Annotated in this window: 11 protein-coding genes and 1 tRNA gene; 11 read left to right on the top strand and 1 reads right to left on the bottom strand. The window is 56.1% G+C overall.

All coding sequences use genetic code 11. The annotated features are described in order from the left end of the window. Positions 1–23: 23 nt before the first annotated feature. From M655_RS17400 to M655_RS17385, 4 genes are all read left to right on the top strand, one after another. Complete coding sequence (locus M655_RS17400) at positions 24–1,304, top strand: peptidase (RefSeq protein ID WP_005827942.1); 1,281 nt, start codon at positions 24–26, stop codon at positions 1,302–1,304. Positions 1,305–1,460: 156 nt separating this feature from the next. Then, a complete protein-coding gene (locus tag M655_RS17395) occupies positions 1,461–2,879 on the top strand; it encodes an aldehyde dehydrogenase family protein (protein WP_007785009.1) in 1,419 nt (472 codons plus the stop codon). 78 nt (positions 2,880–2,957) lie between these two features. Beyond that, positions 2,958–3,046, top strand: a tRNA-Ser gene (locus M655_RS17390). Positions 3,047–3,400: 354 nt separating this feature from the next. Beyond that, the gene (locus M655_RS17385; RefSeq protein WP_025848496.1) at positions 3,401–4,969 is read left to right on the top strand and encodes an acyl-CoA synthetase; all 1,569 of its coding nucleotides are present in this window, start codon (positions 3,401–3,403) and stop codon (positions 4,967–4,969) included. A 164-nt stretch (positions 4,970–5,133) separates the two neighbouring features. Here the strand turns inward: M655_RS17385 and M655_RS17380 are convergent, their stop codons facing one another. Next, the gene (locus M655_RS17380; protein WP_026557003.1) at positions 5,134–7,401 is read right to left on the bottom strand and encodes an exo-beta-N-acetylmuramidase NamZ domain-containing protein; all 2,268 of its coding nucleotides are present in this window, start codon (positions 7,399–7,401) and stop codon (positions 5,134–5,136) included. 278 nt (positions 7,402–7,679) lie between these two features. Between M655_RS17380 and M655_RS17375 the strand changes: the two genes are divergently transcribed. The 7 genes from M655_RS17375 to M655_RS17345 all read left to right on the top strand — a co-directional run bounded on the left by M655_RS17375 (position 7,680) and on the right by M655_RS17345 (position 16,302). Continuing rightward, positions 7,680–8,474 (top strand): copper amine oxidase N-terminal domain-containing protein, encoded by a 795-nt coding sequence (locus tag M655_RS17375; protein WP_237716671.1) that lies wholly within the window; start codon positions 7,680–7,682, stop codon positions 8,472–8,474. Between the two features lie 64 nt (positions 8,475–8,538). Beyond that, positions 8,539–9,162 carry a sporulation protein gene (locus tag M655_RS17370; RefSeq protein ID WP_026557004.1) on the top strand — a complete coding sequence of 208 codons (624 nt, stop codon included), beginning with the start codon at positions 8,539–8,541 and terminating at the stop codon, positions 9,160–9,162. A gap of 117 nt (positions 9,163–9,279) precedes the next feature. Further along, positions 9,280–12,504 (top strand): AfsR/SARP family transcriptional regulator, encoded by a 3,225-nt coding sequence (locus tag M655_RS17365; protein WP_286085849.1) that lies wholly within the window; start codon positions 9,280–9,282, stop codon positions 12,502–12,504. A gap of 204 nt (positions 12,505–12,708) precedes the next feature. Beyond that, complete coding sequence (locus M655_RS17360; protein ID WP_007785022.1) at positions 12,709–13,290, top strand: TetR/AcrR family transcriptional regulator; 582 nt, start codon at positions 12,709–12,711, stop codon at positions 13,288–13,290. Positions 13,291–13,337: 47 nt separating this feature from the next. Continuing rightward, on the top strand, positions 13,338–14,528 hold the full coding sequence (locus M655_RS17355; RefSeq protein ID WP_005827956.1) for an HlyD family secretion protein: 1,191 nt from the start codon (positions 13,338–13,340) through the stop codon (positions 14,526–14,528). Beyond that, positions 14,521–15,696: an ABC transporter permease gene (locus M655_RS17350; RefSeq protein ID WP_005827958.1), complete on the top strand. Its 1,176-nt coding sequence runs from the start codon at positions 14,521–14,523 to the stop codon at positions 15,694–15,696. Before M655_RS17355 ends, M655_RS17350 begins: the two co-directional genes overlap by 8 nt. A 93-nt stretch (positions 15,697–15,789) precedes the next feature. Further along, complete coding sequence (locus M655_RS17345) at positions 15,790–16,302, top strand: DUF3907 family protein (RefSeq protein ID WP_005827960.1); 513 nt, start codon at positions 15,790–15,792, stop codon at positions 16,300–16,302. Positions 16,303–16,344 lie beyond the last annotated feature (42 nt).

Raw genomic sequence — 16,344 nt, 5'->3', positions numbered from 1 at the left:
TTCCAAAAGAACGGGGGAAGAACATGGCGAACTGGCAAGCGCTGATACGAGAGCAGTTGGAAAAAGATCGGGAGGCTTCCGTCAAGCTGCTGCAGGAATGGGTGCAAAGCCCGAGTGTGCAAGGAGCGGAGGAGTCCATTCAAAAAAGCATCGCCGAGCTGTTGGCGAAAATGGGTCTGGACGTCGATTTGTGGGTCATGGCGGGGGAGGAGCTTGTTTCGCATCCGTACTTCGTGTCGCCGCGCCAAACGTTTGAAGGCAGTCCGAACGTCGTCGGGGTCTGGAAGGGCGCAGGCGATGGCCGCTCGCTCATTTTGAACGGGCACGTCGATGTCGTTCCCGCTGGCGATTACGCGCAGTGGAGCGACGATCCGTTCAGCGGAAAAGTAGCGGATGGCAAGCTGTACGGCCGCGGCGCGACAGACATGAAGGGCGGCAACCTGTCCTCGCTGCTCGCGATCTCTGTCTTGCAAAAGCTGGGCGTGCGGCTGAAGGGGGACGTCATCTACCAAAGCGTCGTGGAGGAAGAGAGCGGGGGAGCAGGAACGCTCGCTACGATTCTGCGCGGCTACAAGGCAGATGCCGCGCTCATCCCTGAGCCGACCAACATGAAAATTTTCCCGAAACAGCAAGGCTCGATGTGGTTCCGACTGACCGTCAAGGGGCGTTCTGCTCACGGCGGCACCCGCTACGAAGGGGTGAGCGCCATCGAGAAGAGCATGCTGGTCGTGCAAGCGATTGGCCGCCTGGAAAAAGAGCGCAACGATCGCCTGGACGATCCGCTGTACGCCAAGCTGCCGATCCCGATTCCGATCAATATCGGGGTGATCGAAGGCGGAAAATGGCCGTCGTCCGTCGCCGATCTCGTCAAGCTGGAAGGCAGGATGGGAGTAGCGCCTGGCGAGCAGATGGACGATGCCAAGGCGGAGATGGAGACGGCTTTGCAGCGTCTGGCCGAGGTCGATCCGTGGTTTGCCGAGCAGCCAGTCGAGCTGGAGTGGTACGGCGCGCGCTGGGTGCCGGGAGATGTCGCGCAAGATCATCCGCTCATGGAGATTTTGCAGGACAAGTTCGCGGCGGTAACTGGCGAGCGCGCGATCGTGGAAGCTTCGCCATGGGGAACAGACGGAGGCTTGCTGACGGCGCTGGCCGACACGCCTGCGATCGTCGTGGGGCCGGGCGTCACACAGGTCGCGCACTACCGGGACGAGTACATCGTGCTGGATGACGTGTTCCGCTGCGCGGAGATTTTTGCGCTGACCATGCTGGACTGGTGCGGCGTTGCAGAAGGGCCAGCGAAGTAGGAGAGCGGGTAGCGGGCAGCTTTCGGCTTAGGGTTCGGTTTTTTGTGCGAAAAATGAAAAAGTTTCGCCTCCACGCAAGGAAGCGCGATCTGCTCTGGAGAATGATTGGAGGATGGGATGCGATAGTCCAATCGTTGAAGGACGGAGGAGATGGCGATGAAAAGAGCGTGTTATATCGGGGGAAAATGGGTGCCGATGGCAGAACATGCTCCGTTGTATTCACCTTGTACGGGCCAGGCAATTGCCCATGTTCCCCAGGCCGACGCGCAGGCAGTAGAACGGGCGATCGCGGCAGCCGAGGAAGCGACGACGGTGATGCGGCGGATGCCTGCTTACCAGCGGGCGGCTATCCTGGAAAAAATCGCGCTCCTTTTGGACGAACGGATGGAGGAGGCGGCCCGGATCGTCGCGCTTGAGGCCGGAAAACCGATCAGGACGGCGCGGGGGGAAGTGATCCGCACCGTGCAAACGTATCGGTTTGCAGCGGGAGAAGCCAAACGGCTGCACGGAGAAACGATCCCGCTCGACGCCGCAATCGGCGGAGAAGGTCGCCTGGCGTACACGGTCCGCGAGCCTTTGGGCGTCGTCGGGGCGATTACGCCGTTCCCGTTTCCGCTCAATCTGGTTGCGCACAAGGTCGGACCTGCGCTCGCTGCGGGCAATGCCGTGGTGCTGAAGCCCGCTTCGCAGACGCCGCTCAGTGCGCTTTTGCTCGCCGAACTGGCCGAGCAGGCGGGACTCCCGCCAGGGGCGTTGAACGTCGTCACAGGCAGCGCAGCCGTCGTGGGCGAAAAGCTGGTGACAGACCCAAGAGTTCGCGCCTTGAGCTTTACGGGAAGCCCGGCGGTCGGGATCGACATTCGCAACCGCGCTGGCCTGAAAAAAGTGATTTTGGAGCTGGGGGCCAACTCTGCGGTCATCGTCGATTCCGACGCGCAACTGGACGAGGTGGTGCCGCGCTGCCTGTTTGGCGCATTTGCTTATTCCGGCCAAGTCTGCACGTCCGTCCAGCGCATTTACGTCGCAGAGGGCCTGTACGACGAGTTTGTCAGCCGCTTTGTGGCGCAGACGAAGGCGCTCTGCGGCGGCGACTCGCTCGATGAGCACGCTGACTTTTCCGCAATGATTCACCCGCGGCAGACCGAGCGTGTGCTGGAGTGGATTGGCGAGGCGCTGCAACAGGGAGCACGGCTTGCCTGTGGCGGCGAAGTGGTGGAGCGGATGCTGTTGCCGACCGTTTTGACCCATGTGCCGCATACGGCCAAAATCTGTTGCGAGGAAGTGCTTGGGCCTGTCGTGCTCATCAACCCGGTAGCGTCCCTGCAAGAAGCGATCCGCCTGGTCAATGACTCGCGCTACGGTCTGCAGGCAGGCGTGTACACGAACAACCTGAGGGCTGCGCTGGAAGCGGCAGATGAGCTGCGGGTTGGAGGCGTCATCATCAACGACATTCCCACCTTCCGGGCCGATCATATGCCGTATGGAGGCGTCAAGGAAAGCGGCTTGGGAAGAGAAGGCGTCAAATACGCCACAGACGAGCTGAGCGAGCTGAAGCTCGTGGTGGTCAAGCGCTGAGACAGCCAGCGGCAGTCGGTCTGGAGGCGCTTGCAAGCGCGCTTGGCGCTATGCTATAGTTAAATCAGTCAGCAACGCGGAGGGATACCGAAGTGGTCATAACGGGGCGGTCTTGAAAACCGTTAGAGTGCAAGCTCACGCGGGTTCGAATCCTGCTCCCTCCGCCATCTTTTTTGCAAGCAGCCGATATAGGATGTACAGGACGAAGCGATCTCTTTTTTGCAGAAGAGGTCTTTTTCTTTTACAGCAGGAAAAGGTCAAGCTGCGGGTTTGGCAGCAACGAGACGGTCGCTGGGCAGGACAGCCGTTTTTTTCCTGAAAATCCAGAAGAACCAATATCGAAGCTTGGCGCGATATGATATATGCTGTACACAAGGACTCGATTGTTTCTTGGGGCCTGCGGCAGCTTCAATAATGCAGAGGGGGCTTCCGCTTTTTTTAGGATAAAATATCAGAAAATAAACATTATATAGAAGATTAAGATATAATAAAAGGGAAACGAGGATGAGGGAGGTATCACGATGATCGAAGCCCAACGAGCCAGAAGAAATACGCTTGGTGACATCCTGCGAAGAAGCCGAATGCGTTACCCGGACAAGATTGCCTTGCAGTTTGAGGAGGAAGTTCTTACATACAGCGAGCTGGATCAGCTTGTCAATCAGGCGGCGCACACCTTCCTCGCCAACGGTTTGCAAAAAGGCGAGAGAGTGGCGGTGCTGTCCCGAAACTCCATGGATTTTGTCATTCTCAACTTCGCGCTGGCCAAAGCGGGACTGATTATGGTGCCAATCAACTTCATGCTGAATACGAGCGATGTGGCGTTTATTTTGGGGCACGCGGAGGTGAGCGCCTGCTTTGTGGCACCGGAGTTTCTCGCCGTGGCGCAAGAGGCGATTGGACAGGCCGATCTTTCGCCCAAGCTGCTGTCGCTTGTCTCCAGACCCGCGAAGCCGGAAGGGGAGTGGGTGCCGTTTCGCACGTTGATTCAGGACGCGAGCACGGACGAGCCGGAGCAGGAGCTTTCCGACGACGATGTCGCCCACATTTTGTACACGAGCGGTACGGAGTCGCGGCCAAAAGGGGTCATGCTGACGCACGGCAGCATTTTGTCCGAGTACGTGAGCACGATTATTGATGGGAACATGTCCCACGACGACGTGGCGATCCACGCGCTCCCGTTGTTCCACAGCGCACAGTTGCATTGTTTTCTCGGTCCCTATATTTATCTCGGGGGCACGGGCATCATTTTGGAGCAGGCGACGCCTGGCCTGATGCTGGAGATGGTCGAGACGCATAAGGCGACACAGCTTTTTTGCCCGCCAACAGTTTGGATTGCCTTGCTGCGCTCTCCCGATTTTGCCTCCCGCAACCTGTCCTCGCTGCAAAAGTGCTACTACGGAGCGGCGATCATGCCGGTGGAGGTGCTGAAGGAGCTGGGGACACGCTTGCCGAACGCACAGTTCTACAACTTTTACGGGCAGACAGAGGTAGCGCCGCTGGCGACGGTTTTGTCGCCGAAGGACCAGATTCGCAAAGCAGGCTCGGCAGGCAAGCCCGCGCTGAACGTGGAGACGAAGATTGTGGATGATGAAGGTGTCGAGGTGCCAAGAGGCTGCATTGGCGAGATCGTGCATCGGACCAGCCATGCCATGATCGGCTATTTCCGCGACGAGGAAAAGACGCGGGCTGCCTTCCAGGGAGGCTGGTTCCATAGCGGTGACCTGGGGATTATGGATGAGGAAGGGTATATTACGGTCGTCGATCGGAAAAAGGACATGATTAAATCGGGTGGCGAGAACGTAGCGAGCAGGGAAGTGGAGGAGCTGATTTATCAGCATCCGAAAGTGTCCGAGGTGGCGGTGATCGGCGTTCCGCACCCGTACTGGATCGAGGCGGTGACAGCGGTCGTTGTGCCGAAGGCTGGCGAGACATTGACGTCAGAGGAGTTGCTCGCGTTTTGCAAGGAGCGTCTTGCCTCGTTCAAGGCACCGAAGTACGTCTTCATCACCGACACGCTGCCGCGCAACCCTAGCGGGAAAATATTGAAGCGCGAACTGCGTCTGCGGTACGATACGCTTCCGACTTCGTAGTTGCCTGTTTGCAGACGGGCAGGGTGATGGTGATAAATGAAAGTCCGGTTTGACTGTGGCAGGTGGGTAGAGGGATAGTGGCAGACTGACAGACTAACTGCGATAACAGAAAACCCGCCCGATGGCCGGAAGCGTCCGGTTTGTCGAGCGGGTTTTTCCGTGTTCTATTTCACATTGGAGACAGTCGGCCGGTCAGGGCTGATGACTTCGAAGCGGTAGCCTTTTGACTTTAAAAAGGTGATGACTTCCGGAAGTGCTTGCGCTGTTGGCGTTTTGGTGCTTGCGTCGTGCATGAGTACGACAATCTCTTTTTGCGATTTTACTTGCTGCTTGATATTGGCGAGCGCCTGTTGGGCTGTGTATTGATTGCTGCGGGCGTCGCCGTTGGTGACATTCCAGTCGATGAAGATGTAGCCTTTTTTGTTCGCTTCGGCTTTGATGGCACTCATGACTGTTTTTTGCTTGTTGTACCGTTTCGGGTCCTGGTATTTGAGGCTGACCGTGTTGGTGCTGCCGCCCGGGTAGCGGAACAAAACAGGCTTGGTGCCGATCGCTTTTTCTATGAGCTGATTGCCTTTCTCCAGGTCGGCGAAAAAGGCTTCGGTGCTTTTGTAAACGACTTGGTAATCGTGCGAGTACGTATGCCCGCCGATGGCATGGCCTTCCGCGACCGCCCGCTTCAAAATCGCTTCGTTGCCAGGGACGTGTCTGCCTACGATGAAGAAAGTAGCTTTCACCTGGTATTTTTTCAGTGTATCGAGTACGTGCGGCGTCACAGGCGACGGGCCGTCGTCAAACGTCAAATACGCGATTTTTTCCCCTGGCTTCGGCGCTGGTGCAACGGGCGGCTTGGGAGCCGGAGCGGTCGCGCCAGGTGGCTGGGCAGTTCCCGGTTTCGGAGCCGGAGCCGTCGTGCCGGGCGGTTGAGCAGTTCCAGGCTTCGGACTGGGAGCCGTCGTACCCGGAGGCTGAGCAGTTCCAGGTTTCGGAGCCGGAGTAATCGTGCCAGGCGGTTGAGAAGTCCCAGGCTGCGGAGCCGGAGCCATTGTACCGGGCGGCTGAGCCGTTCCAGGCTGCGGAGCTGGGGCCGTTGTACCGGGCGGCTGAGCCATTCCAGGCTGCGGAACCGGAGCCGTCGTGCCGGGCGGCTGAACCGTCCCAGGCTCAGGAGCCGGAGCGGTTGTACCAGGCGGCAGTGTTGCCCCAGGCTGGCTGTGGATCGCCTCAGTCGGAATGAACGGGGCATCGCCATAGATTAAAAAGCTTTTACGCAGCTCCGTAAATTTGCCCAAGGCTTCTGCATAAGAGTCAACGATTTCTTGCGGGCTTTTGCCTTGCGCAAGCAGTGGGCCGATCTTGCTTGTGCCCATCACATGCTCGAACAGCGTCTTTTCCTTGTCAGTGCCAAGCGGTACGGGAAACGGCTGGAGCTGTCGCGCATAGGCAAGGGCGTACATCCCGGTTTTCACAGGATTGAAGCTGCGCGGATCGTAAATGTGCAGCCGGACGCCGCCCGCTTTCTCCTTTTTCTCCGGGAGAAAAATCACGCCAGGCAACAGGCTGCCGTTCATGAGATCGGCGTATTTCACGGAATCGATGCCTTCTGCGCCAACCCAAGTAAAATGGTCTGCCTGGGTAACAGGGGTGCCTTCGCCGAGTCCTGTCGCCATGTAACCGTAGACAGAAGCGAGGTCAGGCAAATGCGGGGAGCCCGGAACCCAGCTCAGCCCGGTCTCCTGATAGAGCATGGTGCGGGTGTAGCCTTGCATCGGGACGACGTACAGATCCGCGCCAATGGAACGGTTGAAAAACAAGGCAATCTCGCCGATGGTCATTCCGTGGGCCAAAGGCAGCTCGTCGACGCCGATAAAGGACTCATACGGCTTTTCCAACACGGGTCCTTCCACGATGGTGCCGCCGAGCGGGTTGGGCCGGTCGAGCACGATGACTTGCTTTCCCTGCTCCTTTGCCGCCGTCATGGCGTATTTCAGCGTCGATATGTAGGTGTACGTCCGGGAGCCAATGTCTTGCAGATCGACGAGAAGGGTGTCAAAATGCTCCAGCATTTCCGCTGTCGGCTGGCGGGTCGAGCCGTACAAGCCGTAGACCGGAATGCCGTAAACCGGATGGAGGAAGATCTCCGGCTGGTTCCCCACCTGTGCCTTGCCATCCAAACCGTACTCGGGAGCGAACAAAGCTGTGAGGGTAACGGAGCGGTCACGACGCAAAAGGTCGATGGTGCTCATTCCCTGACTGTTGACGCCGGTTTGGTTCGTAATCAGCCCGACTTTTTTTCCTTCGATCAAATAATGGAATCGGTCGAACAGTACATCGCTTCCCAATTGAACGGCAGCGGTGTTGGCGGAGCTGCCTCCGGGGGGAATCATGGTCAAGATCAGTGCCAGGATAAGAAAAGGAATAAACTTTTTCATCATCATTGCCTCTTTCGAAGAAAAATACAGTCGTTTCTTGTTCATTGTAACGGTTTTTGTCAGGAGTATGGTTGTATTTTTGTAACAATTTGAAATTAGGTCTAAAGATAGAGGAATATCGTATTTATTGACGATTTCCAGTTGGTTTCTGCTTGTCCAATCGGGTTACTTCCTTCTACAATGACAGTACGATCTTGGTAGGCTATTTGCAGGAATGGCTTGAAACCGCTCCAAGCCTATAGTAGATTAAGAATCGTGTGAATCTTATTGGAAACGGAGTGGACATTTTGCTGAAAAAACTCGCATCATTCGTGCTGGCAATTGCCCTGGTGCCTATGGCAACATTTTCTGCCGCGGCAGCTCCTGCCCCTGCGCAGACTGCCGTCAAGGTGGAGTACAATAAAAAAGCGATTGTATTCCCCGATCAAAAGCCTTTGATCCGCGACAGCCGGACACTGGTACCGATTCGTCCCATCGCGGAAACGTTGGGCTTTAAAGTCGACTGGAACGAGAAAACGAGAACCGTAACGATCGACAAAGGCAACGACAACATCCGCCTGGTCGTCACGCAAAAAATTGCCAAGAAAAATGGACAAACCATCAATCTGGACGTGCCTGCGCAAATCGTCAACCAGCGCACCGTCGTGCCTGTGCGCTTTATTGCCGAGGCACTGAGCTACAAGGTTGATTGGGACCCGGCTACGCAAACGGTTTTGATTGCGGATCAGGCTGTTGCCAATCCAAATGGGACAGAAGAAAAGCCGCAGGAACAAACAAAGCCGACGGAAGAGGGCAAAAAGCAGGATACGGTGAGTCTGATCGACAAGGAGAGCGTCGTAGGCCAATTTTTTACTTTCTCGCCAATGGGGATATACAAAGTAGCAGGTAAGGTAGACCCTAAAGCAACGGTTATCGTCGATTTGGAAGGAACTTCCTATTCTGTTGATGTGAAATCAGACGGAACATTTGAGTTTTATCAAACTACACACGATGGCATTCGCAATTTCACCGTGAAGGCAGAATTGGACGGTAAACAGGATACGTTTGAAGGCGAATTGCAAAGTGCAAACTAAGCCAGCCACTTCCTGAGTAAGAACACCTCCCGCGCACAAACTATGCGCAAGGAGGTGTTTTTTGTTGAAGCGAATTGGTTTTGGCCTATACGCGTCCATTCTGCTTGCCGGTCTGTTGACGGGCTGCTCGCCAAACAAAGAACAAGGCACCGAAGATCGCAACGGAAACCAGGCCAAATTCGAAGCGTACGGCATCAACTATCGCAATGACAAGGTCGGGATGGACAAAGGACCCGCAGCGATGATTAGCCAAAAAATGGTTCATAACCGCGAGCCGCACCTCGTCGCCTATCTGGAGCGGCATGCGGAGAAGGTGCCGGGCGTAGTCGATATCAAGGTGCTCGCGTACAAGGACAATCTGCTGGTCGGTGTTTTGCCAGTGGATACGCCCAAGCCGGATGAAGTCAATCCGCGGCCGTCGATCCCCTATACACCGGGAAAAATTATCCGCAACGACAACGGGCATACAGATGCGCTGCAAAAGCGCGTGGTAGACCGAATGCGCAGCAGGCTGCAGACGGAGTCGCGCTTCAATCTGATGTACGTGTCCACCAACAGGGCGATTTACGATCGCATATCCGATTTGCACCAGCGCATCCTTCGCGGCGAGGAAGTCAGCAACGAGGAGTTCCAGGTGCTGCTCAATGACATCGGCTATACGGTCAAAGGGTACAATCTCGTCGATTGACAAAAGACCACCTGGATGCCCGGGTGGGCTTTTTGTCGAGCGGGGCTTGCGGCAGGAGTTTTGCAAGAAATGGGGAAATAGTCTGGAAGAGTAGGTGAACGGCAAGGAGTGCAACCGATGAGTCAATTCCAGGTACCCATTTCCAAAATAACTCTTCCTTCGCAAAAGCCGTATGTGCTGAGGCGTCCTGCGCTGGCGCGGAAACTGCGGCTTCTCGCGCATGCACAGCTCTGTCTCATCCAAGCGGGGGCGGGTTACGGCAAAACGACATCGTTTGCGACGTTTTTGCACGATGAAGCGCGCCGTGCCTCTTGGTATTTCATCACGGAGGAAGACGCGGCGGTCGCTGATTTTTTGTGGTGTCTCACGGAGAGTGTCCGCCGGGTCGTACCTGACTTCGGACAGACGCTGCGGGAGCTTCTGCAGCGGCAAGCGCAGCACAGTGCCTCATCTGAGCAAGAACGGGAACAGGCGACAGACGGCGAGCGGCTCGCGGACTTGTTTGCCCAGGAGTGCGCGCAGCTTCCGGACGATTTCGTGATCGTCCTCGACAACTACCACCGGATTGCCAGCGGCAGTGCAGCCGACAGCTTCGTTTCCCAACTGGTTGAGCTGTTGCCGCATAAAGTCAAACTGGCGATCTTGACCCGCGTTCGTCCTAACTGGACACAACTGGAGCTGCTCACGGCGCGCGGCGAATGCCTGGAGCTTGCGACAGACGACCTGGCGTTTACGCTGGAAGAAAGCGAAGCTTTTTACTCGGATCAGTACGATATCGCCCTGACAGACGACGAGTGGAAGCAAGTAGACGAGGTCACGCGTGGCTGGGTGATCGCACTGCGCTCGATCGGTGAAAAAATTGCGAGGGGGTTCAAGCTGGCTGACAGCCTGCACGAGCTGTCCCGGCTGCTGCATGTACTGGAAGCGGACGTGTGGATGGGGCTTGACGGGAACATGCAGCAGTTTTTGATGGAGGCCGCGGCACTGGAGGCGTTTACCCGCGAAGACTGTCTGCAAGTACTGGGCGCAGGGGCAGAGGAAAAACTGCAGGAGGCGAGACGCAGCAACCTGTTTTTGCATGTAGATGAACGGGGCATGTACTTTTTCCATCCGCTGTTTCAGCGGTTGTTGTCGAGCAAGCTCGCGTCGCGCCAGGACATTTACCGGCGGGTCAACCAGGGAGCGGCCGTCTGGTACCGCCGCAAAGGCGAAGAGGAGCGAGCATTTGAGCGTTTGCGCCTGATTGAGCAGTGGGATGTGCTCGGCGCGTGGCTTTGTCTCGCTGCGGAGCGGTTTTTGAGCGCAGGCGTGCTGGACGGGCTGTACAAATGGCTGGCGCTTGTGCCGGATTCGATCAAAGCGCAGGAGCATTGGCTCTGGTTTTACCAGGGAGAGGTGGAGCGATACCGCTGCCTGTACGCCAAGGCGTTTGCCTCCTATGAGCAGTTTCTCGCCTTTTGCGAGGAAAAGCACGATCAGATCGGCCTGTGCCGCGGGCTGGAAGGCAAAGCGAGAGTCCACCTCGACAGCGTGCAGGGCGTCAAGGCGGAGGAGTTGCTCAAGCGGGCGATCCAGCTTCTGCCGCCGCAAGAGCAGGAGAGCGAAATGGCGCCAAGGCTGTATCGCTTGCTGGCGGAGATTTATACGAACCGCGGCGACTCCAGGCAGGCAGCGGCTTGGTATGAAAAAAGCCAGGAGCTGGAGCAGCAGACAGAGGTAGAGCTGGAGTCGCGGCTGCTGTTTCGCACAGGTCGGCTGCAGTCGTCCATCCAGCTTTTGGAGAACAAATGGCAGTTGGAGCAGACCCGGCATCCGACCTTGACGCGCTCGTATCGGGAAACGTCGCTGCTGCTGTCCTTTGTCTATGCGTTAAACGGCGAGTGGGAGCGCGGCTTCGAGGCGGCAGAGACGGCTATTCAGCTCGGGCGTGCGGCGCATTCCCCGTTCGTGGAGGCGAATGGCTACGTCCGCAAAGCGCACGCGGCGCTCATCAGCCAGGGGCTGCCTGCCGAGGAAATTCGCCAGCTCTACGAAAAAGGCTTGCAAATGATGGAGGAGCTGCAGTCGACGCGCGGAAAGTCCGAGACGCTACTCGGGCTGACGCTGTTTCACGCCAGTCAAAAGGCGCTCGACCAGGCGCTGTTGTACGGCAGGCGAGGCATCCACGAGACGGAGGCGATGCGCGATGACTGGCTGGGCAGTCTGGTGCGCATGGCAATCGGCATCGCCTATGCCAAATACGGCAAGGACAGCGAGGCGCTGGAGACGTTTCGCGATTGCTCGGAGCGGCTGAGTCATTGCGGAGACAGCTACCACGTGGCGATTTGCCAACTGTGGCAGAGCTTTCTTGCGTACCGCAGCAAGCAGTGGGAGCTGTTCGTCCCCGCCGTGACCCAGGCGCTGTCGCTGATGCAGACCGGGGAGTACTCTTTTTTGCTGCAACGCCCGACTTTGCTCACTCCGTACGACGTGCAGCAGTTGATGCCGATTTTGTTGGAAGCGGAGCGGCGCAAAGTGTCGCCGGACTACGTTTCACAACTGCTAAACGATCTCGGCCTGCAAAATGTCACGTTTCACCCGGGCTATACGTTGCGCATCCAGACGTTGGGGGCGTTTCGCGTCTGGCTGGGAGAGCGCGAACTGAGTGAAAAGGCATGGCAGCGCGGAACCGCCAAGCTGCTGTTCCAGTTGCTGTTGACCAAGCGCCATCACCTGCTGGCCCGCGAAGAGATCATGCATCGCCTGTGGCCGGACAGCGTCGAGGAAGCGGCGATTCGCGACTTCAAGGTCGCGCTTAACGCCTTGAACAAAGCGTTGGAGCCAGATCGGGCGGCGCGGACCGACACCTTTTTTATCCAGCGCCACGGCAGCTCCTACGGCTTCAACCTCGCGTCGGGGTATCACCTCGATGTGGAAGAATTTGAAAAGCTGGTCACATTGGGTTTGGCCGAGCAGGACGAGCGCCAGGCTGCGCTTTTGCTGGAAAAAGGGCTGGGCTACTACTTGGGCGAGTACATGCCGGAGTGTCGCTATGAGGAATGGTGCGTGGAAGAACGGGAGCGACTTCAGGCGCTGTTTTTGCGGGGCGCAGAAAGGCTGGCGAAAATCAGGCTGGAGCAGCGGCAACTGGAAAAGGCGATTCGCTGGTGCGAAGCGATCTTGCGGGTGGACGATTGCTGGGAGGAAGCGTATCGCCTGCTGATGACGGCTTACTACGAGCAAAACAACCGGACGCAGGCTATCCGCTGGTACAAAAAATGCGTGGCCAAGCTGCAGGAACAGCTCGGCGTCGCGCCGATGCCAGCGACAGAGGAGACGTACAACCGCATCCGGGAAAAATGAAAGACCGTGTACAAGCGGTCTTTTTTGCGTGCCCTGCGCCCGACACGGCTTTTCGCCCGTCCTTGCCCAAATGCAGCGGGAGTTTTCCCCGTCAAAAAAGCCGCCAGCGGATGCCGCACAGAGCTATTGACAAAACTAGGAGTGTTCCGTACACTGTTTTTGTACTGACCAGTCAGTTCAATAAAGACAAGGGGGACGGGAGTGATGGCACCATCCAAAAAAGACCAGATTGCCCAAGGAGCGCTGACGGCGTTTGCCCAGTTGGGCTATAGCGAAACCACGATGGACGCGATCGCAGAAATGGCACAGGTAGCGAAAGGAACGCTGTACTACCATTTCTCGACCAAAGAGGAGCTTTTTTTGTACGTGATTGAAAAAGGCGTGAAGATGCTGATTTACCATGTTGACAGTGTGATGCAAAACGAAGAGCTGTCTTTGGAGGATCGCATTTTAAATGTGCTGGATGAGCATCTTCGCTTCTTTTGCGAAAATCGCGAGCTGTGCTTCCTTTTGCTCAGCGTCTTTACGGGCGACGAACAGCGCGATTTGACAGTCGCCAAGTTGTTGACGGGCTATTTTACGATGATGGAAACGTATCTGAAGCAAATGCAGGAGCAAGGCTACATACGCCCGGATATCGAAATCGGAACGTTTGCTTCGGGCCTGTTCGGCATGGTCGGCTTTACGGCCATCCGCAAGCAATATCGCAAGGAACCGTTGGACACGGAAGAAAACAAGTATACGCTGCGCTGCTTTTTGGCAGGCATGCTGCAAGCGAAACAGTGAAACAGCCGTAAGGACCATACAGAAAAGACACAGAGGAGAAATCGACTATGAAAAAACGAGCATGGATCGGGGTGGCCGGTTTTGTGGCCGGAATCGCAGTGTTGGGAACCGTTTTGTTCGCATCCGGCGGAAGCAGTCTGGCCGGGGAAAAATCGACCCAGTTGACAGGCGTCATCGAAGGAACGGAAGTGGACCTGTCCTTTAAAATGGGCGGCTCCATCGAGCAGATCGCCTTTAAAGAAGGCGATGAAGTAAAAGCAGGGCAAGTGGTCGCCACGTTGAACAACGAAGAACTGCTGGCGAAAAAGGAACAGGCAGAAGCGGCCTATCGACTGGCGCAGGTGAAGCTCGAGCAGGCGAAAAAAGGTGTGTCGCTGACAGACAGCTCAAGCAATGCCCAAGTCGATCAGGCGCAGGCGGTAGTCAGTTCGGCCGCGGCCCAGCTTGCGGCGAACAAAAACGGAGCGCGCAGCGAGGAAATCGCCCAGTTGAAAGCGAAGCTGCAAGCAGCGCAAACAGCGAACCAGATCGCGGCTTCGAACCTGGAGCGGATGCAAAAGCTGCTCGCTGAGGGAGCGGTCCCGCAAGTCAAAGTCGAGGAAGCGCAAATGCAGGCGGAAAAAGCCCAGGCAGAGCTGAAGGCCGCTGACGAACAGTTGAAAATGGCTCAGTCCGGCGCACGCCGCGAACAGGTCGATGCCGCGCAGGCTCAGCTTGACCAGGCCAAAGCAGCGTATAAGCAAGCGGTAGCGGCGCGCGGTCAGGTAGGTTTGAAGGAGCTGGATGTGAAATCGGCCGAGGCTGGCGTGCTGCAAGCCAAAGGCGCTCTCGCGGAAATCGAGGCGTATTTGAACAATACGAAGCTGGTCGCGCCGATGGACGGAGTGGTCAAATCCGTTGCCGTGCAAAAAGGCGAGCTGGTAGCGCAAGGCTTTACCGTTCTTACCTTGCAAACGAAATCCGATAACTACGTGAAGCTGTACGTAAACGAATACGCCCTCGGCCAGATCAAAACAGGCGACACGGTCAAACTGTTCGTCCCTGCGCTCAAACGGGAAGTAGAGGCGAAAATTGCTACGATTGCCCCGGCAGCGGATTTTGCCGTCAAAAAGGCAACCCAGGAGCTTGGCGACCGCGACATCCGTTCGTTCCAGGTGAAGCTGCTCGTCTCTGACCCAGAGCTGCGGCCAGGCTTGACGGTCGAGTGGAAGCTCGAAGGAGCTGTTGAAGGTGAGTAATTTCTCCCGGCTCTTCTGGAGCGAATGGCAAAACTTGTTTGCCAACAAAACGATTCGCAATGTGCTGTTTATCGTGCCGATTATATACTTGACGCTGTTCGGCTTTTTGTACAGCGAAAAGAAGGTAATGAACATCCCGACTGTCATGGTAGACGCGGACCAGACAGAGCTGAGCCGCGAGCTGTACCGCGCGTTTGAAGTCGACCAGACGTTCAAGATTACTTCCATCGTCGGAACAGAGGAGGAAGCGATGCGCCTGGTTGACAAAGGCGAGGCGAACATCGCCCTGATTATTCCGGCGGAGCTGGAGAAAAACGTCAAAGCCGGACGGCCCGCAGAAGTTTTGACCGTCATTGACGGCAGCAACATGATGATCTCGAACACCGCTGTCCGCGCCGCGAGCACGGTAGTCAAATCCGTGTCCGCAGGTGCGACGCTGAAAAAAATGGAAGCGAAGGGTAGCTGGGGCGAGGAAGGGAAAAACTTGTTCACCGGGATCGACTACCGCTATCGCGTCTTGTACAATCCGACGTTCAGCTACATGTCCTTCATGGTCTTCGGCTTGACGGGAACTGTGCTGCAGCAAGTGCTGTTCCTCGGGATTGCCTTGTCGGTAGCGCAGCAGAAGGAAGAGGGGACGTGGAAGGAGACGCTTAAGTCGCACAGCTTTTTCGCGATCACGGCAAGCAAGCTGCTGCCGTACTTTTTGGCAGGCACGCTCAATGTGTTTTTAGGCTTCACCCTGCTGCTGAAAGGGTTCGAAATTCCGTACTACGGCAGCACCTTTGACCTGATGCTCGTCGCAACGGCGTTCAACCTGGCGGTGCTCGCCATCGGCTACGCGATTTCCTTTTTCTCCAAAGACCAGTTGCAAGCTACACAGATCGCGATGATGATTGCCGTTCCTTCGTTTATGCTCTCCGGCTTCACCTGGCCGCTCGCTTCGATGCCGACTGCGGTTGCCGCGATTGGTAAATCTTTGCCGTTGACGTACTTCCTCGACGGCGTGCGGGAGATTTTGAGCAAAGGGCATGACCTGTCCTACGTGACGCATGATTTGGCCGTTTTGGGCTTCATGACCCTTTTGGGCCTGTTCTCTGCCTACGTCATATACTTGTTACAGACAAGGAAAAAAAAGGAAGTCGTTGCCGAAACGACAACGGTTTAGCGAGATTTGCAGAAAAGAAACCCTTGTGTTGTAAAGAATCTTTCCTATATACTTACTTAAAAAAGACAGATTCTTCAACGCAAGGGGGACAATATGTCAGCGACTCATCTGAAGCAATTGTGCGAAGAGACGTACACCAAGTTGAAAAAGGTAAGCATGGAACTGGAGCGTTATCTCAATCAGGTTACCTTGTCTAGTCTTGTATCCGCATCGGGCGACCCGGAAGAATTTGAAACTTATTATCGAGCGTATCTTTCCGATCTGCGCCACCTTTTGGTTTACTGTGAAAATGCGTACGACAGGCTGGGGGTATCCCTGCGCCGAGCACGATTTAACGAGGAGTTTGCCGAAGAAGTTCTGTACCAGGTGTACCACACTTGTGTGAATTACTTCTATTATCCCAAAGGCGAGGTTTATGAGGAAGACGGCCGCTATGCCTACACGGGACAAGACTGTATCATTTTCCGCAAACAAGTAACACCCGAGTTGCAGCAGTTGACCTTGTCCTTGTCCAGAGTGTTTGAGCAAATGCGTGATGAATTGCAATACTACGAAAATGACTATATAGCCAAAAAACGGCTGCATAAAGAACAAGCACAGGTGTAATGACCTGTGCTTGTCGTCTTTTATACAGATAAAAATTTGGCG

This window comes from Brevibacillus sp. NSP2.1, assembly GCF_000470975.2.
Lineage (GTDB): Bacteria > Bacillota > Bacilli > Brevibacillales > Brevibacillaceae > Brevibacillus > Brevibacillus agri.
This window is presented reverse-complemented; position numbering and strand designations above follow the sequence as displayed.

Bases quoted from the DNA above. Each gene is read 5' to 3' on its own strand.
- M655_RS17345 (WP_005827960.1), top strand. From the start codon at position 15,790: ATGTCAGCGACTCATCTGAAGCAATTGTGCGAAGAGACGTACACCAAG.
- M655_RS17385 (WP_025848496.1), top strand. From the start codon at position 3,401: ATGATCGAAGCCCAACGAGCCAGAAGAAATACGCTTGGTGACATCCTG.
- M655_RS17360 (WP_007785022.1), top strand. From the start codon at position 12,709: ATGGCACCATCCAAAAAAGACCAGATTGCCCAAGGAGCGCTGACGGCG.
- M655_RS17395 (WP_007785009.1), top strand. From the start codon at position 1,461: ATGAAAAGAGCGTGTTATATCGGGGGAAAATGGGTGCCGATGGCAGAA.
- M655_RS17355 (WP_005827956.1), top strand. From the start codon at position 13,338: ATGAAAAAACGAGCATGGATCGGGGTGGCCGGTTTTGTGGCCGGAATC.
- M655_RS17400 (WP_005827942.1), top strand. From the start codon at position 24: ATGGCGAACTGGCAAGCGCTGATACGAGAGCAGTTGGAAAAAGATCGG.
- M655_RS17380 (WP_026557003.1), bottom strand. From the start codon at position 7,401: ATGAAAAAGTTTATTCCTTTTCTTATCCTGGCACTGATCTTGACCATG.
- M655_RS17365 (WP_286085849.1), top strand. From the start codon at position 9,280: ATGAGTCAATTCCAGGTACCCATTTCCAAAATAACTCTTCCTTCGCAA.